Source organism: Agrobacterium sp. CCNWLW32, from assembly GCF_037083425.1.
Lineage (GTDB): Bacteria > Pseudomonadota > Alphaproteobacteria > Rhizobiales > Rhizobiaceae > Agrobacterium > Agrobacterium radiobacter.
On the sequence record NZ_JBAOJM010000001.1, the window covers coordinates 684728 to 705973 of the forward strand.

Annotated in this window: 21 protein-coding genes; 14 read left to right on the forward strand and 7 right to left on the reverse strand. The window is 59.3% G+C overall.

Features of this window, described 5'->3' with window-relative positions; translation table 11 throughout:
* Positions 1-25 precede the first annotated feature (25 nt).
* Positions 26-2458 (forward strand): ComEC/Rec2 family competence protein, encoded by a 2433-nt coding sequence (locus tag V6R85_RS03580; protein ID WP_111834525.1) that lies wholly within the window; start codon positions 26-28, stop codon positions 2456-2458.
* 19 nt (positions 2459-2477) lie between these two features.
* On the opposite strand, the gene V6R85_RS03585 is transcribed toward V6R85_RS03580, so the two are convergent.
* Together V6R85_RS03585 and lexA are read right to left on the reverse strand one after the other, a co-directional pair.
* A complete protein-coding gene (locus V6R85_RS03585; RefSeq protein ID WP_003502589.1) occupies positions 2478-3155 on the reverse strand; it encodes a glutathione S-transferase family protein in 678 nt (225 codons plus the stop codon).
* A gap of 400 nt (positions 3156-3555) precedes the next feature.
* Positions 3556-4278 carry a transcriptional repressor LexA gene (gene lexA, locus V6R85_RS03590; RefSeq protein ID WP_060724145.1) on the reverse strand — a complete coding sequence of 241 codons (723 nt, stop codon included), beginning with the start codon at positions 4276-4278 and terminating at the stop codon, positions 3556-3558.
* A gap of 211 nt (positions 4279-4489) precedes the next feature.
* On the opposite strand from lexA, the gene V6R85_RS03595 reads away from it, so the two are divergent.
* The 11 genes from V6R85_RS03595 to lipA all read left to right on the forward strand — a co-directional run bounded on the left by V6R85_RS03595 (position 4490) and on the right by lipA (position 15862).
* Complete coding sequence (locus V6R85_RS03595; protein ID WP_111834338.1) at positions 4490-5368, forward strand: VOC family protein; 879 nt, start codon at positions 4490-4492, stop codon at positions 5366-5368.
* Entirely contained in the window at positions 5368-6213 is an 846-nt protein-coding gene (kdsA, locus tag V6R85_RS03600; protein ID WP_003502594.1) for a 3-deoxy-8-phosphooctulonate synthase, read from the forward strand. Before V6R85_RS03595 ends, kdsA begins: the two co-directional genes overlap by 1 nt.
* A 147-nt stretch (positions 6214-6360) precedes the next feature.
* Positions 6361-7635 (forward strand): phosphopyruvate hydratase, encoded by a 1275-nt coding sequence (gene eno, locus V6R85_RS03605; protein WP_003502596.1) that lies wholly within the window; start codon positions 6361-6363, stop codon positions 7633-7635.
* Positions 7636-7939: 304 nt separating this feature from the next.
* Complete coding sequence (locus V6R85_RS03610; RefSeq protein WP_003502598.1) at positions 7940-8257, forward strand: FtsB family cell division protein; 318 nt, start codon at positions 7940-7942, stop codon at positions 8255-8257.
* A gap of 153 nt (positions 8258-8410) precedes the next feature.
* A complete protein-coding gene (gene pdhA / locus V6R85_RS03615; RefSeq protein WP_020012450.1) occupies positions 8411-9454 on the forward strand; it encodes a pyruvate dehydrogenase (acetyl-transferring) E1 component subunit alpha in 1044 nt (347 codons plus the stop codon).
* A 17-nt stretch (positions 9455-9471) separates the two neighbouring features.
* Entirely contained in the window at positions 9472-10893 is a 1422-nt protein-coding gene (locus tag V6R85_RS03620; protein WP_111834339.1) for a pyruvate dehydrogenase complex E1 component subunit beta, read from the forward strand.
* Between the two features lie 14 nt (positions 10894-10907).
* Complete coding sequence (locus V6R85_RS03625; protein ID WP_111834340.1) at positions 10908-12278, forward strand: pyruvate dehydrogenase complex dihydrolipoamide acetyltransferase; 1371 nt, start codon at positions 10908-10910, stop codon at positions 12276-12278.
* A 12-nt stretch (positions 12279-12290) separates the two neighbouring features.
* Entirely contained in the window at positions 12291-12935 is a 645-nt protein-coding gene (locus V6R85_RS03630; protein WP_003502606.1) for an SGNH/GDSL hydrolase family protein, read from the forward strand.
* Positions 12936-12995: 60 nt separating this feature from the next.
* Positions 12996-14441, forward strand: coding sequence for a dihydrolipoyl dehydrogenase (gene lpdA / locus V6R85_RS03635; RefSeq protein ID WP_111834341.1), 1446 nt, complete (start codon positions 12996-12998; stop codon positions 14439-14441).
* Between the two features lie 96 nt (positions 14442-14537).
* A complete protein-coding gene (locus V6R85_RS03640) occupies positions 14538-14786 on the forward strand; it encodes a GlsB/YeaQ/YmgE family stress response membrane protein (protein WP_003502608.1) in 249 nt (82 codons plus the stop codon).
* A gap of 104 nt (positions 14787-14890) precedes the next feature.
* The gene (lipA, locus tag V6R85_RS03645; protein WP_087743870.1) at positions 14891-15862 is read left to right on the forward strand and encodes a lipoyl synthase; all 972 of its coding nucleotides are present in this window, start codon (positions 14891-14893) and stop codon (positions 15860-15862) included.
* 199 nt (positions 15863-16061) lie between these two features.
* Here the strand turns inward: lipA and V6R85_RS03650 are convergent, their stop codons facing one another.
* The 3 genes from V6R85_RS03650 to V6R85_RS03660 all read right to left on the reverse strand — a co-directional run bounded on the left by V6R85_RS03650 (position 16062) and on the right by V6R85_RS03660 (position 18124).
* The gene (locus tag V6R85_RS03650; RefSeq protein ID WP_111834342.1) at positions 16062-16991 is read right to left on the reverse strand and encodes a DMT family transporter; all 930 of its coding nucleotides are present in this window, start codon (positions 16989-16991) and stop codon (positions 16062-16064) included.
* A 93-nt stretch (positions 16992-17084) separates the two neighbouring features.
* The gene (locus V6R85_RS03655) at positions 17085-17819 is read right to left on the reverse strand and encodes a helix-turn-helix transcriptional regulator (protein WP_060726183.1); all 735 of its coding nucleotides are present in this window, start codon (positions 17817-17819) and stop codon (positions 17085-17087) included.
* A 128-nt stretch (positions 17820-17947) separates the two neighbouring features.
* Entirely contained in the window at positions 17948-18124 is a 177-nt protein-coding gene (locus V6R85_RS03660; protein WP_003496171.1) for a hypothetical protein, read from the reverse strand.
* Positions 18125-18373: 249 nt separating this feature from the next.
* On the opposite strand from V6R85_RS03660, the gene V6R85_RS03665 reads away from it, so the two are divergent.
* Both V6R85_RS03665 and V6R85_RS03670 read left to right on the forward strand, forming a co-directional pair.
* Positions 18374-18943 carry an AAA family ATPase gene (locus tag V6R85_RS03665; RefSeq protein WP_111834526.1) on the forward strand — a complete coding sequence of 190 codons (570 nt, stop codon included), beginning with the start codon at positions 18374-18376 and terminating at the stop codon, positions 18941-18943.
* 9 nt (positions 18944-18952) lie between these two features.
* Complete coding sequence (locus V6R85_RS03670; RefSeq protein ID WP_060724154.1) at positions 18953-19408, forward strand: type II toxin-antitoxin system RatA family toxin; 456 nt, start codon at positions 18953-18955, stop codon at positions 19406-19408.
* Here the strand turns inward: V6R85_RS03670 and V6R85_RS03675 are convergent.
* Together V6R85_RS03675 and V6R85_RS03680 are read right to left on the reverse strand one after the other, a co-directional pair.
* The gene (locus V6R85_RS03675) at positions 19390-19899 is read right to left on the reverse strand and encodes a CinA family protein (protein ID WP_099085433.1); all 510 of its coding nucleotides are present in this window, start codon (positions 19897-19899) and stop codon (positions 19390-19392) included. The two genes, V6R85_RS03670 and V6R85_RS03675, sit on opposite strands and share 19 nt — an antisense overlap.
* Positions 19896-21086 carry a bifunctional 2-C-methyl-D-erythritol 4-phosphate cytidylyltransferase/2-C-methyl-D-erythritol 2,4-cyclodiphosphate synthase gene (locus tag V6R85_RS03680; protein WP_111834343.1) on the reverse strand — a complete coding sequence of 397 codons (1191 nt, stop codon included), beginning with the start codon at positions 21084-21086 and terminating at the stop codon, positions 19896-19898. Before V6R85_RS03680 ends, V6R85_RS03675 begins: the two co-directional genes overlap by 4 nt.
* Positions 21087-21246: the final 160 nt, after the last annotated feature.

Below are 21246 nucleotides of genomic sequence, written 5' to 3' on the forward strand. Positions count from 1 at the left end.
AAAGCATTTCGGATATGCGGAAACGATGCAGGGCGGCTTGCCCGGCACGGCGGAGATTCTGTTTCCGCTACGCAGAACCGGGGATGTCGCGACATATGATACGCCCGCCCTTGTCAGCAGGCCAAAACTGCGAGCTATCGCCCCTCAAAAAATCGCCGCGTGCTTCGCCGAGGAGCGCTCATTCGGCCACGATTTTCTTTTCGTTCCGGTCTTTATCGGTTGTGGTGCGATCTTCTGGTTTTCCCTCGACACCTCGCCTTCATTCCCTGTTCTGGCGATCACATGTCTCATTGCCGCGGGTCTGGCATCCTTCACGAAATATCGTTCGGGCCTGGCAGCGACGGCCTGCGGCTTTTTCGCGCTGTTCTTGCTGGGCATGCTTTTCGCCGAGGTAGAAACGCGGCGGGTGGGAACCGTGGTGCTGGATACACCCGTCACCACCACCATTACAGGCACGGTGACGCGCCGGGAGGTCGATGCACGCGGGGATTGGCGATATGTGGTGCGGCTTGCCGCTACGGAGGCGCCGGCATTGTCACGCCCGCCGGAAAAGGTCTCGCTTCTCTCACGCGGGGGAGGTGAACCTGTCGCACTGGGCGCGACCATTCGTGGCAAGGCGCGGCTTTCGCCACCATCCGGCCCGGCTTTGCCGGGGCTCAACGATTTCGCCTTTGCCTCCTATTTCAGGGGCATAGGCGCGACGGGCTTCTTTTATAAGCCGCCACAGACGGTCATATCACCCGAAGATGACGTCAGGGCCGGAACGGACTGGCTGGAATGGGCCGATATGCGGCTTTACGGCCTGCGCACCGCCATTGCCGAACGCATCCGCAACACCATCGGCGGTGATGCCGGAGCCTTTGCCGCCTCCATCGTCACCGATGAGAGACAGGCCATATCCGCCGGGACGATGGAAGCGCTGCGGCTTTCCGGCCTTGCCCATATCGTTGCCATATCCGGGCTCAACATGGCGCTGGCGTCAGGCATATTCTTTGTGGGGCTGAGGCTTGCCTTCAGCCTTTTTCCGGCCTTTGCGCAGCGCTGGCCCGTCAAGAAAATCTCGGCTTTCGCCGCACTCCTGATGACGCTTGCCTATTATCTGATTTCCGGTTTCGCCGTCTCCGCCGAACGCGCCTGGCTGATGATGTCGGTGATGCTGATCGCTGTTCTCTTCGATCAACCCTCGCTCAGTCTCAGGAATGTTGCGCTTTCCGCTCTGGTCATTCTTGCCTTGTCGCCCTCGGAAATCATGGGCCCGAGCTTCCAGATGTCCTTTGCCGCAACCATCGCGCTCGTCGCCTCCTATGCCGCCTGGAGCCGCTGGCGTGTTGATCGCGAGCGGCTGTTCATCGGGCGCAAACCGGCATGGATGACGGTGGCGCAAACGGCGGGCGCCATCATCGGCGGCGTCATCACGACCTCGTTGATCGGCGGTCTTTCGACTGCGATCTATTCCGCCGAGCATTTTCAGCGTGTCACCACCTATGGACTTTTTGCCAATCTGGCCGCCATGCCGCTCATGTCGCTGATCGTCATGCCTTTCGGCCTTGTCGCCATGCTGCTGATGCCTTTCGGGCTTGATGCTCCGTTCCTCAAGGTCATGGGTTACGGTATGGCTCTCGTGATCGAAGTTTCCCGGGAGGTGGCCTCCTGGGGAGGAAGCGCTGCGACGGGGCGGCCACATGGCTGGTTCCTGGGGCTTGCCTCCGTTGGTTTTCTGCTGCTGGCATTGTTACGCAGCCGGCTGGCGCTTCTTGGTTTGCCGTTTCTGGTCCTCGCCTTTGGCCTGTCGGCGGCCACGGCCTATCGCAATCCGCCTCATCTGCTTGTTCATGAGGATGGCATGCTGGTGGCGCTGCTGGAGGATGGCAAAGCCTACACGACGAAAACACGGCCGCAGGGTTTCGTTTATGACCAGTGGCAAAGGGCACTGCTGCTGCCGGAACAGCCAGTTCCGCCGGTCTTTCTCAAGAGCGAGGCTGCGGCAACCACCGTGGCTTTGACCAAGGCGAAGCTTGATCCGGAAAAGATGAGGGCGGTTACACGGCAGATGACGGTGGCCCTGAGAGACGCGGAGCCCGGTATTTTCACCTGCAGCAAAGGCATATGGTGTGCCGCACGCGCGGGAAGCGGCGAATGGATCATCGTTCTGGAAGATGGTCGATTTGCCGGAAAGGCTTGTGATATCGCCGATATTGTCGTCGTTTCCCGCAGAACATCCTTCTCCCAATGCCGCTCGGGCGCACTCTTGCTTAACCGCGATATCCTGCGGCGGATCGGTTCACTGGAAATAGACTTTGCCGGCAGCGATCAGGTAGCGGTAGTCGGCAGGTTGCGCGCCGCGATAGCCGGCATGGACAGGCCCTGGAGCGAACATCGCTATTACGACTGGAAAAGCGGCCGTTTTGACCATGAGGTCCCTGATGCCGTCACGCGGTTGCTGGCGGCACCACAATGAGGGCCGCCAGCCTGGATCGTCAGGCCTTGATGCGCAGATCCGTCGTCAATTCGCCGATCCCGCCGATTTCCTCTTCATGCGCCGCGTCGCGCCAGGTTTCCTTCAGTCCGGCCTCGTACCATTCGCGCATGGCGGGCAGGGCGAGCAGCCGGTCACAATAGGCTTTCGCTGCGGGCGAAAGTTCCGCGCCATAGGTCTGGAAACGGAAAGCCACCGGGCAGAAGAAGGCATCGACCGCCGTAAATTTCTGGCCGGCAAGAAAGGGCCCGCCAAATTTTGCCAGGCCTTCGCTCCACAGCGCATCAACGCGCTTTATGTCGGCCGCTAGCCCGGTATCACCACCCTTCGGTTTTACGCGAATGCCGACCGACATGGGGTAGAGATTGCGCAGCGAGAAAAAGCCCGCATGCATTTCGCTCGCAGCCGAACGCGACCAGGCTCTTGCCTGCTTGTCGCTCGCCCAGACGCCCTGATGTCGCTCCGCCAGATATTCGGCGATCGACAACGATTCCCAAACCGTCACGCCTTCATCAACGAGGCAAGGCACCTTGCCGGTTGGCGAAAAGGTGGAGAAGGAAACGCCTTCGCCGAAGGGAACGAGTTTTTCATCGAAAGCAATGCCGAGCGTGCGCATCAATACCCATGGCCGCAGTGACCATGAGGAATAGTTCTTGTTGGCGATATAAAGATCGTACATGGCGTGTTCCCCGATATGATGCGCATTTCTATACCGGCGGATGGGCCCAGGAATATTGCAAATAATCCATGGCTCCCATAAGCCGCATTGATGAGTGGGGCAGGAAGAAAAGAAGCACCTGCACGTCACCATTCGGAGATGACGACGAAACACACCGCGACGAGACTGATGACCTGCATCCTTTCTCAACGAAATTAAGGATGCTCATTTTCAATCATCTGTTTCTTACCGCTGCCTGCTGGCCTTCGCGATAAAAGATGTGCGGACCTGCCAGACGATGTCGTTTCTCACTTATGCAGAGCCGCATCGTTCCAAGGAGCAAGCTGCAATGCTCCATAAGGGGAGCGCCATAATCTTGATGGTGCCCGCAGCAAAAGGAATTGCGGCCCCATGCCTTGAATCAATGGTAACGGCGGATCAGCCCTACCAGCTTGCCCTGGATTTTCACCCGGTCCGGTCCAAAAATACGCGTTTCATAGGCTGGGTTTGCCGCCTCGAGCGCAATGGAGGCGCCCTTGCGACGGAAACGCTTCAGGGTGGCTTCCTCATCATCCACCAGCGCTACGACGATATCACCCGGATTCGCCGTATTGCCATTGCGGATGATGACGGTATCGCCATCAAAAATGCCGGCCTCGATCATCGAGTCGCCCTTGACCTCAAGAGCGTAATGTTCGCCCGAACCGAGCATATCAACAGGCACGGCCACATCGTGGGTATTGTTCTGGATGGCGGAAATCGGCACACCGGCGGCAATGCGGCCCATGACCGGCACGGTGACGGCCCCGACGAGATCATTGGCCGGCGTCTTGGGGGCAGGGGCCGCTTCCGGCGCCTTGGCCTTGCCAAGGCTGCCTTCGATGACGCTCGGCGAAAAGCCGCGCTGCGGCCTTGCACCCGGCGTATAGGCCTCAGGCAGCTTGATGACTTCCAGCGCTCGCGCTCTATTTGGTAGCCGGCGAATAAACCCGCGCTCTTCGAGGGCGGTGATCAGGCGGTGGATGCCAGATTTCGAGGCAAGATCGAGTGCGTCCTTCATTTCATCGAAGGATGGCGGCACGCCGGACTCTTTCATTCGTTCATGAATGAAGAGAAGCAATTCCTGCTGTTTGCGCGTGAGCATGAGGAAAACACCCTTTAGAATCGTAGTGGAAGTCGCGAAACAAATACAGAACGAACACTATATGTTCCATATGTGTTCCGCAATCCCCTAAAATTTCGTGAAGCTGCTATCTGTTGTTTTGATGATTTGCTTCTTGGCCTACGATTGTGCTTTTCTGCGGCCCAAATCGTCCAGGCATGTCCGGGCGGAGTGCCAGCGCAGGAAACAGGTCATGATGAAATCCCATAGCGTCGATCATCTCGTTCTGCCGGTGCAGGATATCGGCGTTGCCGCGAAACGTCTCGCCAGCCTTGGATTTACGGTCTCACCGGAGGCTTTGCATCCTTTCGGCACCCGAAATGCCTGTGTTTTTTTTACCGACGGGACCTATCTGGAGCCGCTCGTAATTGCTGATCCGGCTAAATATAATGCGTCGGCAGACAGGGGAGATGTGTTCACGGGCAGGGACAGGGCCTTCCGGCAACGTGACGGGCGGGAGGGTTTTTCGGCTCTTGTCGCCAAAACCGAAGATGCCCTTGCCGACCATGACAGGTTTCTGACGTCTGGCGTGTCAGCGGGCGATGTGTTCCAGTTTTCGCGGCCTGTGCGGATGCCGGATGGATCGGAAAGCGAGGCGGCGTTCCGGCTGGCTTTTGCGGCAAGCGGGGCGGCGGATTTCTTTCTGTTTAGTTGTCAGCGGCTGCAGGCCCTGCCGGGCGATCGAACAGTGCTGGAGCGCCATGCCAACGGTGTCTCCGGCCTCAGTGAAATCGTTCTGTTCTCCGGTGATGATCCGAACGCGGCGCGCTTGATCGAAACGGTGTTTGGTTGTGAGGGCAGAATATCTCCGGATGGTGATATGGTTTTCGCGACTGGCAATGCGCGCATCAGATTGACCGGAAAACCTGATTTCAGCGGACAGGCTCCGAATACTCCTGATTGGAGAGGCGGCGGATTGCGCGGTGCGGGCATCGTCTTTTCGTCACACGATCTTGCCGTGACAGAGGCGGCGCTTGCTGCTAATGGCGTGTCCTGCGCAAAAGCGGGCGGTCGCCTGGTGGTGCCCGCAGCACCTGGTCAGGGCGTTGCCTTCGCCTTCGAGGAAAAATGATGAGCGTTACGAACAATCTCAAAGTCACCGCCGGCGACGGCGCCAGCAAGGTTTCCTTTTCCAATACCGAGCGTTTTTCGCTGATCGCCGGCCCCTGCCAGATGGAAAGCCGGGAACATGCTTTCATGATCGCTGGCATCCTGAAGGAGCTTTGCGACAAGCTGGGGATCGGGCTCGTTTATAAGTCCTCCTTCGACAAGGCGAACCGCACCTCGCTTTCCGGCAAGCGCGGCATCGGCCTTGACAGTGCGATGCAGGTTTTCGCTGATCTCAAGAAGGAATTCGGCTTTCCTGTTCTGACCGACATTCACACCGAGGAGCAATGCGCCATCGTTTCCGAGGTGGTGGATGTGCTGCAGATTCCGGCTTTCCTCAGCCGCCAGACCGATCTTCTCGTCGCCGCCGCCAAAACCGGCCGTGTCATCAACGTCAAGAAGGGCCAGTTCCTGGCGCCCTGGGACATGAAGAACGTGCTCGCCAAGCTTAATGAGAGCGGCAACCCGAATGTGCTTCTGTGCGAGCGCGGCGCTTCCTTCGGTTACAATACGCTGGTCTCCGACATGCGCTCCCTGCCGATCATGGCATCGCTTGGCGCGCCGGTCGTGTTTGACGCCACCCACTCGGTGCAGCAGCCGGGCGGGCAGGGTGGCTCCACGGGCGGCCAGCGCGAATTCGTCGAGACCTTGGCACGCGCGGCGGTCGCCGTCGGCGTGGCCGGCCTCTTCATCGAGACCCATGAGGACCCTGATAATGCGCCGTCTGACGGCCCCAACATGGTGCACCTGAAGGACATGCCGAAACTGCTCGAAAAGCTTCTGGCTTTCGACGCCATCACCAAAGCCTGAGGGCTGGCCGCTGCGGCGGGCGCCGTTTGTGCCAATCGATTTTAATGGCGGGCGGGCCGTTTCCGCTGCCCACCGTCATTGTAATTTCTTCGCCATCGTCTAAGACAGGCGACGGAAAATATCTGTTCCATTCCCAAGGGAGAGACCATGACTGCCATTACCGATATCATCGCGCGCGAAATCCTCGACAGCCGCGGCAACCCGACCGTTGAAGTCGACGTTTATCTCGAAGACGGCTCCATGGGCCGTGCCGCCGTTCCCTCCGGCGCCTCCACCGGCGCGCATGAGGCGGTTGAGCTGCGCGATGGCGGCAAGCGTTATCTCGGCAAGGGCGTGGAAAAGGCGGTCGAAGCCGTCAATACGGAAATCTTCGACGCCATCGGCGGTTTTGATGCCGAAAACCAGATTCAGATCGACCAGATGATGATCGCGCTTGACGGCACGCCGAACAAGTCGCGCATTGGCGCGAACGCCATCCTCGGCGTATCGCTTGCAGTCGCCAAGGCTGCCGCTGAAGCTTCCGGCCTGCCGCTTTACCGTTATGTCGGCGGCCCGAACGCACATCTGCTGCCGGTTCCGATGATGAACATCATCAATGGCGGCGCGCATGCAGACAACCCGATCGATTTCCAGGAATTCATGATCCTGCCGGTCGGCGCGGAAAACATCCGCGAAGCCGTGCGCATGGGTTCGGAAGTGTTCCATACGCTGAAAAAAGAACTGTCGGCGCAGGGCCACAACACCAACGTCGGCGACGAGGGCGGTTTTGCACCGGGCCTCGAAAGTGCGCCGGCTGCGCTCGATTTCATCATGAAGTCGATTGAAAAGGCCGGTTACCGTCCGGGCGACGACATGTTCGTTGGTCTTGACTGTGCATCGACCGAATTCTTCAAGGACGGAAAATACGTTCTCGAAGGCGAAGGCCGCACGCTGGAGCCGGGCGCGATGGCTGAATATCTCGCCGATCTGGTCGGCAAGTATCCGATCATCTCCATCGAAGACGGCATGGCTGAAGACGACTGGGAAGGCTGGAAGACGCTGACCGATCTCGTCGGCAACAAGTGCCAGCTGGTGGGCGACGATCTTTTCGTCACCAACTCCGCACGTCTTCGCGACGGCATCAAGATGGGGGTTGCCAACTCCATCCTCGTCAAGGTCAACCAGATCGGTTCGCTTTCCGAGACGCTGGATGCGGTCGAAACGGCGCACAAGGCCGGTTACACCGCCGTCATGTCGCACCGCTCGGGCGAAACGGAAGATTCCACCATCGCCGATCTCGCGGTTGCCACCAATTGCGGTCAGATCAAGACCGGTTCGCTTGCCCGTTCCGACCGGCTCGCGAAGTACAACCAGCTGATCCGTATCGAGGAAATGCTGGGCCCGCAGGCCGCTTACGCCGGCCGTTCGATCCTGCGCGGATAATTCGCGTTCAGGTTTGGCGACGTGGCCCGCCGCTTGGCGGGCTGAGGTTGGTGAAAGACGTGTCCACGCATGAGACGTCGTCCTCGGGCCTGACCCGAGGATCCACCTTCCAAACCACTTATAGATCCTCGTCCCAAGGGCGAGGATGACGAAGTTGAGAGGAGAACTCTCTTTGCAAACGTAGCCCGCCTTCCGGCGGGCTTTTTTGCGTCCGTCAGCCGACAGGAATTTAAGGTCAACGGATAGTTAAACAATCCGGCTTAGTCTCAGAATCACGTTGTGCGTTTTAAGGCTTCTCTCCGGCATGTGGACCAGACATCATAAAAAGAGACGATTCGGCCGTTTGATCGTTCCGGCCATCACGATCGCTTTTCTTTCCTATTTCGGGTATCATTCCATTCATGGCGACTTCGGCCTGCAGGCGACGGAGCGGCTGGAGCGGCAGCGCATTACCCGCACCGCGGAGCTCGCAAAGCTCACGCAGGCGCGTGTGGCGCTTGAGCGGCAGGTGGAATTGATGAGCGACGGCTCGCTTGAGCGGGACATGATCGACGAGATTTCGCGCTATCAGCTCAATATGTCCCGCACGGACGAAATCGTCATCATGAACACCTATTTCTGATTAACCTAAATCAAGTTAATTAATCATTTGTGATTTATTCACAGCGCTTTAGCGTGAATATGTGCCATGCGTTTAAAGCATTGCTGCATGGCATTTTCTTGCATATGGTACGCGCCACTCTATCCATTCAAACGGCAACTCAGGGAGGGATGAATGGCGCCGCGAAAACCAGCGACCGTATCCGGCCGCAAGACAACGGCAAAGGCTGCAACCGAATTTACCGGCAAGAACAGCCCGGACTTCTCGAAGGAAGAAGAGCTTCACGCTTATCGTGAAATGCTTCTTATCCGCCGTTTCGAAGAAAAGGCCGGCCAGCTTTATGGTATGGGCTTCATCGGCGGTTTCTGTCACCTCTACATCGGTCAGGAAGCCGTTGTTGTTGGCATGCAGATGTCGCAGAAGGAAGGCGATCAGGTCATCACCGCTTACCGTGACCACGGCCACATGCTCGCTCTGGGCATGAGCGCGCGTGGCGTCATGGCCGAGTTGACCGGCCGCAGGGGCGGCTTGTCGAAAGGCAAGGGCGGCTCCATGCACATGTTCTCCAAGGAGAAGCATTTCTACGGCGGTCACGGCATCGTCGGTGCGCAGGTTTCGCTTGGAACCGGTCTTGCCTTCGCCAACCGTTATCGCGGCAACGACAATGTTTCCGTGACTTATTTCGGTGACGGCGCGGCCAACCAGGGTCAGGTCTACGAGAGCTTCAACATGGCTGCTCTCTGGAAGCTGCCGATCATCTATATCGTCGAAAACAACCGTTACGCCATGGGCACCTCGACCGCCCGCGCCACCGCCCAGTCGAACTATTCGCTGCGCGGCCAGTCCTTCGGCATTCCCGGCATTCAGGTGGATGGCATGGATGTGCGCGCCGTCAAGGCGGCTGCCGATCAGGCACTGGAACATTGCCGCTCCGGCAAGGGTCCGATCATTCTGGAGATGCTGACCTACCGTTACCGTGGTCACTCCATGTCCGACCCGGCAAAATACCGTTCGAAAGACGAAGTGCAGAAGATGCGCTCCGAACACGACCCGATCGAGCAGGTCAAGGCACGGCTCATCGACCATGGCTGGGCAAGCGAGGACGAACTGAAGGCCATCGACAAGGATGTCCGTGACATCGTTGCCGACAGCGCTGACTTCGCCCAGAACGACCCCGAGCCGGATGTATCCGAGCTCTACACCGACATTCTGCTCTGATCGGGAAAGGGAAACCCATGCCAGTAGAAATTCTTATGCCCGCCCTTTCCCCGACCATGGAGGAAGGCACGCTTTCCAAATGGCTTAAAAAGGAAGGCGACAAGGTCACCTCCGGCGACGTGATTGCCGAGATCGAGACCGACAAGGCGACCATGGAAGTGGAAGCCGTGGATGAAGGCGTCATCGGCAAGCTGCTGATCGATGCCGGCACCGAAGGCGTCAAGGTCAACACGCCGATCGCCGTTCTCATTCAGGAAGGCGAAAGCGCCGCCGACATCTCTTCCTCCGCCAGGAAGGAAGAGCCGAAGGCAGAGGCCGCAAATTCCGGTTCGGACGCCGCAGGCGGCAAGACCCGCGAAGCATCCGAAGAGCCGAGCACTGCAAAGGAAGCCGCCAAGGTTCCGGCAGCACCCAAGATCGAAGTTGCTGCCGATCCGGATATTCCTGCCGGTACTGAAATGGTGATGACGACGGTGCGTGAAGCGCTGCGTGACGCCATGGCCGAAGAAATGCGCGCCGACGAAAAAGTTTTTGTCATGGGTGAGGAAGTCGCCGAATATCAGGGCGCCTACAAGATCACCCAAGGCCTGTTGCAGGAATTCGGTGAACGCCGCGTCATCGACACCCCGATCACCGAGCACGGTTTTGCCGGTATCGGCGTTGGTGCGGCAATGACGGGCCTGCGGCCTATCGTCGAATTCATGACCTTCAACTTTGCCATGCAGGCGATCGACCAGATCGTCAACTCGGCAGCGAAGACACTTTACATGTCGGGTGGCCAGATGGGTGCGCCGATGGTGTTCCGCGGTCCTTCGGGTGCTGCCGCCCGCGTTGGCGCTCAGCATTCGCAGTGTTATGCCGCCTGGTACAGCCATATTCCGGGCCTCAAGGTCGTCATGCCTTACACGGCAGCGGACGCGAAGGGTCTTCTGAAGGCGGCTATCCGCGATCCGAACCCGGTCATCTTCCTTGAGAACGAAATTCTCTACGGCCAGAGCTTCGAAGTACCGAAGCTCGATGATTTCGTGCTGCCAATCGGCAAGGCGCGCATTCATCGCAAGGGCACGGACGCGACCATCGTTTCCTTCGGCATCGGCATGACCTACGCGATCAAGGCGGTTGCGGAACTCGAAAAGCTCGGCATCGACGTCGAACTGATCGATCTGCGCACCATCCGTCCGATGGATCTGCCCACCGTCATCGAATCGGTCAAGAAGACCGGTCGTCTGGTCACGGTCGAGGAAGGTTTCCCGCAGTCATCGGTCGGTGACTTCATCGCCAACCAGGTCATGCGCGCCGCTTTCGACTATCTCGATGCGCCGATCCTGACGATCGCCGGCAAGGATGTTCCGATGCCTTACGCGGCAAACCTCGAAAAGCTGGCTCTGCCGAACGTCGATGAAGTCGTTCAGGCCGTCAAAACCGTCTGCTACAAGTAAGGGGAGGCGTTTCGATGCCGATAAACATCACCATGCCTGCCCTTTCTCCTACCATGGAAGAGGGCAATCTGGCCAAGTGGCTGGTCAAGGAAGGCGACAAGGTCGCACCCGGTGACGTGATCGCCGAGATCGAGACCGACAAGGCAACCATGGAAGTGGAAGCCGTCGATGAGGGCACGGTCGCCAAGCTGGTCGTTCCCGCCGGCACTGAAGCGGTCAAGGTCAACGCCCTGATCGCCATCCTTGCCGCAGAAGGCGAAGATGTGGCCGAGGCGGCAAAGGGCGGCAATGCCGCTCCTGCTCCGTCTCAGGCCAAAGCCGAGGCACCGAAGCAGGAAGCTGCAAAGGCTGAAGCGCCAAAGGAAGAAGCTGCCCCGGCCAAGGCTGAAAAGCCAGCTGCCGACCAAGCCTCCGCACCTTCCACCCCGGCCCCGGTTGCAAAGTCCGGCGAGCGCATTTTCGCTTCGCCGCTTGCCCGTCGTCTTGCCAAGGAAGCCGGTCTCGACCTCACGGCCGTCTCCGGGTCCGGCCCGCATGGCCGCATCGTCAAGACCGACGTGGAAAAGGCTGCCGCTTCCGGTGGTGCGAAGGCAGCTCCTGCCGCCGCAGCATCCGCAGGCGCACCGGCTCCGGCACTTGCCAAGGGTCCGTCCGACGAAGCCGTTCTCAAGCTGTTCGAGCCGGGTTCCTACGAGCTGGTGCCGCACGACGGCATGCGCAAGGTCATCGCCAAGCGTCTGGTCGAATCCAAGCAGACCGTTCCGCATTTCTACGTTTCCGTGGATTGCGAACTGGATACGCTTCTGGCGTTGCGCGCCCAGCTCAATGCTGCAGCACCCGAAAAGGACGGCAAGCCGGCCTACAAGCTTTCGGTCAACGACATGGTCATCAAGGCGCTGGCTCTGGCGCTACGCGACGTGCCTGACGCCAACGTCTCCTGGACGGAAAGCAACATGGTCAAGCACAAGCATTCGGATGTCGGCGTTGCCGTTTCCATTCCGGGTGGCCTGATCACGCCGATCATCCGCAAGGCGGAAGAGAAGTCGCTCTCCACCATCTCCAATGAGATGAAGGACTACGGCAAGCGCGCGAAAGAGCGCAAGCTGAAGCCCGAGGAGTATCAGGGCGGTACGACGGCCGTGTCCAACATGGGCATGATGGGCGTCAAGAGCTTCTCCGCCGTCATCAACCCGCCGCATGCCACCATTCTGGCGGTCGGCGCGGGTGAGGAGCGGGCTATCGTGAAGAAGGGCGAGATCAAGATCGCCAATGTCATGACGGTCACGCTTTCCACCGACCACCGCTGCGTCGATGGCGCGCTCGGAGCCGAACTGATCGGCGCCTTCAAGCGCTACATCGAAAACCCGATGGGCATGCTGGTTTGATCGGAGAATAACATGGTGAAGTCGGTCCTCTGCTTTGGCGATTCCCTGACCTGGGGATCTGATGCGGAAACGGGTGGCCGGCACAGCCATGACGATCTTTGGCCGAGCGTCTTGCAGAAGGCGCTCGGTTCCGACGTGCATGTGATCCATGAGGGTCTTGGCGGCCGCACCACCGCCTATGACGACCTGACGGCCGATTGCGACCGCAACGGCGCGCGGCTTCTGCCGACGCTGCTGCACAGCCATGCGCCGCTTGATCTCGTCATCATCATGCTCGGCACCAACGACATGAAACCGTCGATCCACGGCTCGGCGATTGTCGCCATGAAGGGTATCGAGCGGCTGGTGAAGCTCACGCGCAACCATGTCTGGCAAGTTACGGACTGGGAAGCGCCTGACGTGCTGATCGTCGCGCCACCGCAACTCAGTGAGACGGCAAACCCTGTCATGGGCGCGATCTTTCGCGATGCAATCGATGAGTCGGCGATGCTGGCTTCCGTTTACCGGGACCTTGCCGACGACCTCGACTGCGGATTTTTCGATGCCGGGTCTGTCGCCCGCACGACGCCGGTGGACGGCGTCCATCTCGACGCTGAAAACACGCGGGCCATCGGGCGCGGGCTGGAGCCTGTCGTCCGCATGATGCTCGGACTTTGACACTCATTCTCGTTTCGGGGCGGTTTGCCGTCACCCGAATAAGACAAGGCAGGATTTCCAATGGCTCAATCTTATGACGTCATCATCATCGGTTCGGGACCAGGCGGTTACATTGCCGCGATCCGCGCAGCCCAGCTCGGCATGAAGGTTGCGGTCGTGGAGCGCGAGCATCTGGCCGGCATCTGCTCCAACTGGGGCTGCATTCCCACCAAGGCGCTGCTGCGCACCGCCGATGTCATGCACACCGCCACCCACGCCAAGGATTACGGTCTGACGCTGGAAGGCTCGATCAAGCCTGACGTCAAGGCGATTGTGGCGCGCTCGCGCGGCATTGCTGCGCGCATGAACAATGGCGTCGGTTTCCTGTTCAAGAAGAACAAGGTCGATATCATCTGGGGTGAAGCCAAGATCACCAAGCCGGGCGAAATCGTTGTCGGAAAGTCCACCAAGCCGGTGGTTCAGCCGCAGGGTCCCGTGCCGAAAAACACGCTGGGCGAGGGCACCTATACCACCAAGCACATCATCGTCGCCACCGGCGCACGCCCGCGCGCGCTTCCGGGCATCGAGCCGGATGGCAAGCTGATCTGGACCTATTTCGAGGCGATGAAGCCGGAAGAACTGCCGAAGTCGCTGCTCGTCATGGGGTCGGGCGCCATCGGCATCGAATTCGCCAGCTTCTACCGCACCATGGGCGTCGACGTCACCGTCGTCGAAATCATGAGCCAGGTCATGCCGGTTGAAGACGCGGAAATCTCCACCTTCGCCAAGAAGCAGCTCGAAAAGCAGGGCATGAAAATCCATCTGGAGACCAAGGTTTCCAAGGTCGAGAAGGGCGCGAACTCCATCACCGCGACGCTTGAGAAGAAGGATGGTTCTTCCGAAAAGATCACGGCCGACCGCATGATTTCCGCCGTCGGCGTCGTCGCCAATATCGAAGGTATCGGGCTTGAGGCTGCCGGCGTGAAGACCGATCGCGGCTTCATCGTCATCGACGGTTACGGCAAGACCAATGTACCTGGTATCTACGCCATCGGCGATGTTGCTGGCCCGCCGCTGCTCGCCCACAAGGCGGAGCATGAGGCCGTCATCTGCGTCGAAAAGATTGCAGGTCTGCCGAATGTCCATCCGATGGACAAGCTCAAGATTCCCGGCTGCACCTATTGCAACCCGCAGGTCGCTTCTGTCGGCCTCACCGAAGCCAAGGCGAAGGAACAGGGCCGCGATATCCGCGTCGGTCGCTTCTCCTTTGCTGCGAACGGCAAGGCCGTGGCACTCGGCGAAGATCAGGGTATGGTCAAGACTATCTTCGATAAAAAGACCGGTGAACTGCTCGGCGCGCATATGGTCGGTGCGGAAGTGACCGAGCTCATTCAGGGCTTCGTTGTCGCCATGAATCTCGAGACGACGGAAGAAGACCTGATGCACACGATCTTCCCGCATCCGACGATTTCGGAGTCGATGAAGGAAAGCGTGCTCGACGCCTATGGGCGTGTTCTGAATGCATAAGTGCTCCGTGATACCCGGCATTGTCTAACCCTGCCGGGTGTCCCATATGTCTCGATGCAGGCTGCTCAAGGGGCCGGTTCTTTCAGGGAGCGTGGAATGGAAAGTGTAGGCTGGATTGCAGCAATCATCATCGGCGGTCTCGCCGGCTGGCTTGCGGGCAAGCTCATGGACATGCGCTTCGGCGTTTTCATGAACATCGTCCTCGGCATCGTCGGTTCGGTGGTGGCTGTTGCGGTGCTGAGAACCTTCGATGTTTTCGTGCAGGACAGCAGGCTCGGCTACTTTGTCACGTCTTTCCTCGGCGCCAGCCTGCTGCTGTTCCTGGCGAAGCTGGTGCGGCGCTGACAAGGCTTCGTGACCGGAAGGGGCTTACGCTTTTTCTGGAATTGTTCTAAAGCATCCGGCCAACAGATGTTTAGATCGCTAAAGGCGATGGAAGCAGGTTTTAAATGGTCACTATTCTCGACAGGACTTCGTCCGAAGAAAAGCGTATTCGCCACCCGGAAAAGGCGCATAAGCCCGATACCGAGGTCATGCGCAAGCCGGAATGGATCCGCGTCAAGGCGCCGACCTCCAAGGGCTATCACGAGACGCGCGAACTGGTGCGTTCGCACAAGCTGGTCACGGTGTGCGAGGAAGCCGGCTGTCCGAATATCGGCGAGTGCTGGGACAAGAAGCACGCGACCTTCATGATCATGGGTGAAATCTGCACCCGCGCCTGCGCCTTCTGCAACGTCGCGACCGGCAAACCCAATCCGCTTGACATGGATGAGCCCGAGAACGTCGCCAAGGCCGTCAAGCAGATGGGCCTGTCGCACGTCGTCATCACCTCGGTCGACCGCGATGACCTCGCCGATGGCGGCGCTGAACATTTCGAGAAGGTGATCTGGGCGATCCGCGCCGCGTCTCCGACGACGACCATCGAAATCCTCACGCCTGACTTCCTGAAGAAGCCGGGCGCGCTGGAACGTGTTGTTGCCGCCAAGCCCGATGTCTTCAACCACAATATGGAAACCGTTCCTGGCAACTATCTGACGGTTCGCCCCGGCGCGCGCTATTTCCACTCCGTGCGCCTCCTGCAGCGGGTGAAGGAACTCGATCCCACCATGTTCACCAAGTCGGGCATCATGGTCGGCCTTGGCGAAGAGCGCAACGAAGTGCTGCAGCTGATGGACGACCTGCGCAGCGCCGACGTGGACTTCCTGACCATCGGCCAATATCTGCAGCCGACCCGCAAGCACCACAAGGTCGAGGCCTTCGTGACGCCGGAGGAATTCAAGTCCTACGAGACGGTGGCCTATACCAAGGGCTTCCTGATGGTGTCGTCGAGCCCGCTGACCCGCTCCTCGCACCATGCCGGCGACGATTTCGAGCGCCTGCGTGCTGCCCGCGAGAAGAAGCTGCTGGCTGCTGCTGAGTAATCAGGGGCGGAAAGGCTGGGCAAAACGACGTGTCATCGCACGTTTTGCACGCTCTCATGCTCGGGCTTGTCCCGAGCATCTGCAACCTCTGTACTTTACGATACGTGATTGGATTCTCGGGACGGGCCCGAGGATGACGTTGAGCTGGAGGCGATCCTTACGAAATGGCTCAATCGCCTGTCTTCGGCCCTTAAGCTAATTACGCCACAACCTTCTTCGGGCGATGCGCCCGCATGCACAGCACCACGCTCAGCACTACTGAGCAGATCGCGACGACCTCAACCAGCGTCGGGCCACGTCCCTCCCAGAGAAAACCGTAAAGCAGCGCAAACAGCGTTTCGAACAGGATCATCTGTCCGACCATGGTGAGCGGCAGAAGTCGGCTCATGCGGTTCCATAGCGCATTGCCGATAATGGAGGCGGTGACGCCGAGGCCTGCGGCAACGGCGGCGAAATGCAGCCAATCCCCGGAAGCGTGGCTTGCGCCACCAAAGCCGAAAGCCGGAATTGCCAGCGCCAGCGCCAGTGCGCCGGTCACCACACCCGTCATCATGTTCCAGTCATCGGCGCTGACATCGTGGAGGCGGGAAAGCCAGCGGGCGTTGCCGACGGCAAAGGCCGTCCAGGAGGCCAGTGCCCCGAGCGCGCAGGCAAGGCCGATGACGCGTGAAAAATCGAGCCCACCATCGCCTTGCACCAGCGATTGCCAGGAAATGCCGACAATGCCGATTGCGCCGAAAACAAGCGACGGCCATAGCCGCCGGAGCGATACCGCGCCGTGGTCGCGACTGCCGATGATGGTGACGGCGACGGGCAGGAAACCGATGATGATGGAGGTGAAAGCGACACCGCTGAGTTTAACGGCTGTCGATATGAAGACATAATAGGCGATATTGCCGATCATGCTCAGCCAGCCGAGCGCAAACCATTCCCGCACGCCAAAACGGGCGGAAACCCGCCTGATGCGCGGTCCGATGATGATGAGGGAAATCAGCCCGTAGGTGAGGTAACGCGCCGTCGACAGTTGTAGGGCGGAAAAATCCGGCACGAGTTTGGGGGCGAGAAAGATGCCTCCCCACATCGCTCCCGCCAGCATGCCATAAAAAACACCGAGACCTGTCCTGTTCATGTCCTGTCACATCCGCATTCGCATTTGCCTGCGATGTGCCACAGCCCCTTCCGGCTGTCTTGACAAAAACTCCTGATGACCGTGTAGACGGTTCTAATGAATGCCGCGGTTTCGGCGATAGGCAGCGGGCGTTTCACCCACCGCATTGCGCATGGCGCGCGTCAGTGCCGTCTGGTCGGAAAAGCCGGCCCGTAGGGCAATCTCGGCAATTGGCAGGGCGGAATCGTCGAGCAATGCAAAGACCTTGTCCATGCGCAGCCCGGCCAGCCAGCGGTGAGGCGGGAGGCCGAATTCTTCGAGAAACAGAGCATGCAGACGGCTGTCGCTGATCGTCACGCAGGAGGCAAGCATCCCGATGGTCCAGGGGAAGAACGGTTCCGCCCTGACGACCGCGGCGAGCCTGTGCAGGCGTTGGCGGATATCGGTTCGTTCGTCGGCCAGGCTGTCGATCAGCAGCGGCGCCCACAGACCGGCAATATCGTCGCGCCGCCCATCCGCTCCGATGATGCCGCGCATATAGGCGATCAATTGCCGGGTATCCTGCGCTATGTCGAGAAACGGCGAACGGGCGAATTTTTCGAGGGTTTGCGCGGGAAGGGCGCTTTCATCGATATCGACCACCAGTGAGTGATTGCTCGCTGTCGCTTCCTGGGTATGCGGTGTGTCGCGATGGATGAAGACGCCGCGCCCGGTCGACAATTCATCCTGCCGTCCGGCTACATCGATCAGCAGACGCCCGGAGACCGGAAGAACGATCTGAACGAAGCCATGCCGTTCCTTCGGTCTTTCTTCCCTGTAGGTTCTGATATCGGCGGATGCGGCTGTCATGACGCTGTCGTTTCCATTGTGCAAAGAAATGGCCGCCTCGAAAAAGCGGCCGGTTTCATTGTTTGATTATGACATCGTCTTGAAGATTGGGCCAGTCGGCTTTATCCGTCGGCTCTGCGCGCCGGCAATTAACAGTCTTCCTTGGCGGTCGATTCGCCGCGTTTGCGCTTGCGCAGAACCGGCTTGTTTTCTCTCGCCTCGCATTTCGCGACATCGATAAGATAGGCAAGCACCGGCATGCCGTTCATCGATGCGAGTTGTTTTGCGGATTCGAGAAGGTTGATGATGTTGGAAAAATCGTCCATCGGCTCACTCAGTGGCTCAAAGCGGTTATGTATCGGGTCTGAACCCAAGGATGAATACGCTGGGTGAAATTGGGAGCTTCCAGCGCCGTTGCATCCAATGGGTGTAATATTAGTCGCAAATAAATAGCAATCCCTGCGACGGAGTTACAATAGTCAATTTTCCGTAACTGCCATGCGCGGTAACGATATCGCTCAAGGGTTATGACCGGGTGGCAGAAATATATCCAGCGGTTGGATGAGGTCTATCAAATGCCGAACTATCTTCACAGGGTAGAAGATGCTGCCGCGATTATCGCCGGCGCGCAGCGCATATTGGTCGTTGGCTGTTCCGGCGGCGGCAAGTCGACGCTTTCGCAGAAGCTCGCGGGCAATTTCGGGCTTCGTTATATCTCCATGGATCGGGAGATTTTCTGGCTGCCCGGCTGGCAGGCGCGCGCCCGCCATGAGCAGCGGCAGAGGATAGCCGCCATCATCACCGAAGAGCGCTGGCTGATGGACGGCAGCAACCCGTCGTCTTTCGATATGCGCCTGCCGAGGTCCCACATCGTTCTCTGGGTGCGCATGCCGCGCTGGCTCTGCCTGTGGGGTGCCGTCACCCGGGCGATCAAGGGTTACGGCAAGGCGCGGCCCGAAATGGCGGAGGGATGTCCCGAAAGGATAGACATCGATTTCCTGCGCTATATCTGGAATTTCGAACGCCGCCACGCCCCGATTTTTGAGCAGAATTTCGCGCTTTATGGTCCTGATGTGCCGGTATTCCAGCTGAAAAGCCGAAAACAGTTTCGCCGCCTTCTTGATCTTCTCGTTATCGAGGATTAACTGCCGCTCATGCCACAGTTCGAAACGCATCGCCTTGTCAAACACTCGCCCGACCGCATGTACGACCTCGTCGCCGATGTGGAGAAATATCCGCAGTTTCTTCCCCTTTGCGAGGCGCTCACCGTCCGCTCGCGCAAGGAACGCGACGGCAAGATACTGCTGGTGGCGGATATGACGGTTGGTTACAAGGCCATTCGTGAGACCTTCACCACCCAGGTGCTGCTGAACCCTGCGGAGCGCGCCATTGATGTGAAATATATCGACGGACCGTTCAAATATCTCGAAAATCGCTGGCGTTTCGAGGCCTCGGACGAGGACGGCTCAGCCATTCATTTCTTCATCGACTATGAATTCAAGAACCGACTGCTCGGCGCGGTCATGGGATCGATGTTCGACCGGGCGTTCCGCATGTTCGCGGAAGCTTTCGAGACCCGCGCCGACAAGATTTATGCCGACCCGGCCTGATTAAGTGCAGTCAGCATCTCGAGCGCTGTCTTAACCGTCGCAAGACGGATTTCGGTGCGACCGATATCGCCGTAATGCATCTCCTTATGCAGGCTGTGGCCGTTGCGCGCCTTGGCCGCCAGATGCACCAGTCCCACCGGTTTTTCCGAAGAGCCGCCGCCCGGGCCTGCAATGCCGGTTACGGCCACGGCAAAATCCGCCCGTGAACGGAACAGCGCGCCATGCGCCATCTGCAGCGCCGTCTGCCGGGATACCGCGCCGAAATTCGCCAGTGTCCCGACGCCAACCCCCAGCATGTCCATCTTGGCTTCATTGGTATAGGTGACGAAACCACGATCGACGACGGCGGAGGAGCCGGCAATCTCCGTCAGCGCGCCGGCGATCAGGCCGCCCGTGCAGCTCTCGGCTGTCGAGACCATGAAACCGCGGGCGGTGAAATCGGTGATGATCCGCCGCGCCAGTTCTTCTATGTCAGCGGGAAAAAGGCTCATAGCGGTCTGCCCCGGTAGACAACGGTGGCGGTGGCGATCGCCGCAATGCCCTCCCGGCGGCCGACGAAGCCAATCGTCTCGTTGGTCGTCGCTTTCACCGAGCAGCGCTCCAGCGCGATGCCGAGCATGTCCGAAAGCGCTTCCCGCATGGCCTGGCGGTGCGGACCGATGCGTGGCGCTTCGGCGATCAGCGAAACGTCGGCATTCATGATCGTGCCGCCATTGTCACGCACCACCTTGGCCGCGTGTTCGAGGAAGATACGGGAGGCCGCACCCTTCCATTGCGGATCCGAGGGCGGGAAATGGTCGCCGATATCGCCGGCGCCGCAGGTGGCGAGCAGCGCATCGGTCAGCGCATGCAGCGCCACATCGGCATCCGAATGACCTTTCAGTCTCTGGTCATGCTCGATGAAGATGCCGCAGAGGGTGACGCCATCCCCGGCCTCCAGCTGATGCACGTCGTAACCATTGCCGGTGCGCACGTCGGGCAATCCGTGAGAAAGCTTTTCATCGGCCATGGCGATATCCCGCTTGAGAGTGAGTTTTACGTTGTCGACCGAACCTTCGGTCAGCGTCACCGTCAGCCCGGCCCATTCGGCGATGGATGCGTCATCGGTGAAATCCGTTTTGCCGGAAGCAGCAGCAGCGCGATGCGCGCGAAGAATATCACCGTAATTGAAGCTCTGCGGTGTCTGCGCCGCATAAAGACCCTGCCGGGAAACTGTCTGTAGTACGACGAGGTCGTCAGAGCCGCGCTTCAGTGTATCGGTGACGGGCAGGGCAGGCAGAACGCCGGTGGCGCCAGCCTGATGCAGGGCGATGATGCGTTCCAGCATGTCCACGGCGACGAAAGGCCGCACGGCGTCATGGATCATAACATGCGTCAGCTCTTCCGAGGCGAGCGCCTCCAGCCCGGCCAGCACCGATTGCTGGCGCGTCGCGCCGCCTGTTACGGTGACAATCCGCTCACCCGCATCCAGTCGCTGCAGAATTGGTGACAGCAGTGCTGTATCGTCGGCATGGCTGACGACCACGATGGGGGAGGCGCCATTCCAGCCGAGGAACGTCGCCAATGTATGCTCGATCACGGCCCTGCCGCCGATCGGGCGATATTGCTTCGGCCCTTCCTCGGGCGAGCCTGCCCTTTCACCGCGTCCCGCGGCGACGATGACGATGCCGAGTTTCATAGTACTTTCCTGCATTGGTCATATGCTTTGCGCGCAACCCTTAGCGGTTGACAGTCCTGCTCTAGCGTTTCAAAACCCGGATGGCCAGCCCGATAAGACGCGCATTCGCCCCTGCATGACGCAGGATCGATCATCATTGGCCTTTGAACCTGCACAAATT

Bases quoted from the DNA above. Each gene is read 5' to 3' on its own strand.
- lipA (WP_087743870.1), top strand. From the start codon at position 14,891: ATGGTCACTATTCTCGACAGGACTTCGTCCGAAGAAAAGCGTATTCGC.
- V6R85_RS03620 (WP_111834339.1), top strand. From the start codon at position 9,472: ATGCCAGTAGAAATTCTTATGCCCGCCCTTTCCCCGACCATGGAGGAA.
- V6R85_RS03610 (WP_003502598.1), top strand. From the start codon at position 7,940: ATGTGGACCAGACATCATAAAAAGAGACGATTCGGCCGTTTGATCGTT.
- V6R85_RS03650 (WP_111834342.1), bottom strand. From the start codon at position 16,991: ATGAACAGGACAGGTCTCGGTGTTTTTTATGGCATGCTGGCGGGAGCG.
- V6R85_RS03655 (WP_060726183.1), bottom strand. From the start codon at position 17,819: ATGACAGCCGCATCCGCCGATATCAGAACCTACAGGGAAGAAAGACCG.
- V6R85_RS03625 (WP_111834340.1), top strand. From the start codon at position 10,908: ATGCCGATAAACATCACCATGCCTGCCCTTTCTCCTACCATGGAAGAG.
- V6R85_RS03585 (WP_003502589.1), bottom strand. From the start codon at position 3,155: ATGTACGATCTTTATATCGCCAACAAGAACTATTCCTCATGGTCACTG.
- eno (WP_003502596.1), top strand. From the start codon at position 6,361: ATGACTGCCATTACCGATATCATCGCGCGCGAAATCCTCGACAGCCGC.
- lexA (WP_060724145.1), bottom strand. From the start codon at position 4,278: ATGCTCACGCGCAAACAGCAGGAATTGCTTCTCTTCATTCATGAACGA.
- V6R85_RS03630 (WP_003502606.1), top strand. From the start codon at position 12,291: ATGGTGAAGTCGGTCCTCTGCTTTGGCGATTCCCTGACCTGGGGATCT.
- V6R85_RS03660 (WP_003496171.1), bottom strand. From the start codon at position 18,124: ATGGACGATTTTTCCAACATCATCAACCTTCTCGAATCCGCAAAACAA.
- V6R85_RS03675 (WP_099085433.1), bottom strand. From the start codon at position 19,899: ATGAGCCTTTTTCCCGCTGACATAGAAGAACTGGCGCGGCGGATCATC.
- V6R85_RS03580 (WP_111834525.1), top strand. From the start codon at position 26: ATGCAGGGCGGCTTGCCCGGCACGGCGGAGATTCTGTTTCCGCTACGC.
- V6R85_RS03670 (WP_060724154.1), top strand. From the start codon at position 18,953: ATGCCACAGTTCGAAACGCATCGCCTTGTCAAACACTCGCCCGACCGC.
- kdsA (WP_003502594.1), top strand. From the start codon at position 5,368: ATGAGCGTTACGAACAATCTCAAAGTCACCGCCGGCGACGGCGCCAGC.
- lpdA (WP_111834341.1), top strand. From the start codon at position 12,996: ATGGCTCAATCTTATGACGTCATCATCATCGGTTCGGGACCAGGCGGT.
- V6R85_RS03595 (WP_111834338.1), top strand. From the start codon at position 4,490: ATGATGAAATCCCATAGCGTCGATCATCTCGTTCTGCCGGTGCAGGAT.
- V6R85_RS03640 (WP_003502608.1), top strand. From the start codon at position 14,538: ATGGAAAGTGTAGGCTGGATTGCAGCAATCATCATCGGCGGTCTCGCC.
- V6R85_RS03665 (WP_111834526.1), top strand. From the start codon at position 18,374: ATGCCGAACTATCTTCACAGGGTAGAAGATGCTGCCGCGATTATCGCC.
- pdhA (WP_020012450.1), top strand. From the start codon at position 8,411: ATGGCGCCGCGAAAACCAGCGACCGTATCCGGCCGCAAGACAACGGCA.
- V6R85_RS03680 (WP_111834343.1), bottom strand. From the start codon at position 21,086: ATGAAACTCGGCATCGTCATCGTCGCCGCGGGACGCGGTGAAAGGGCA.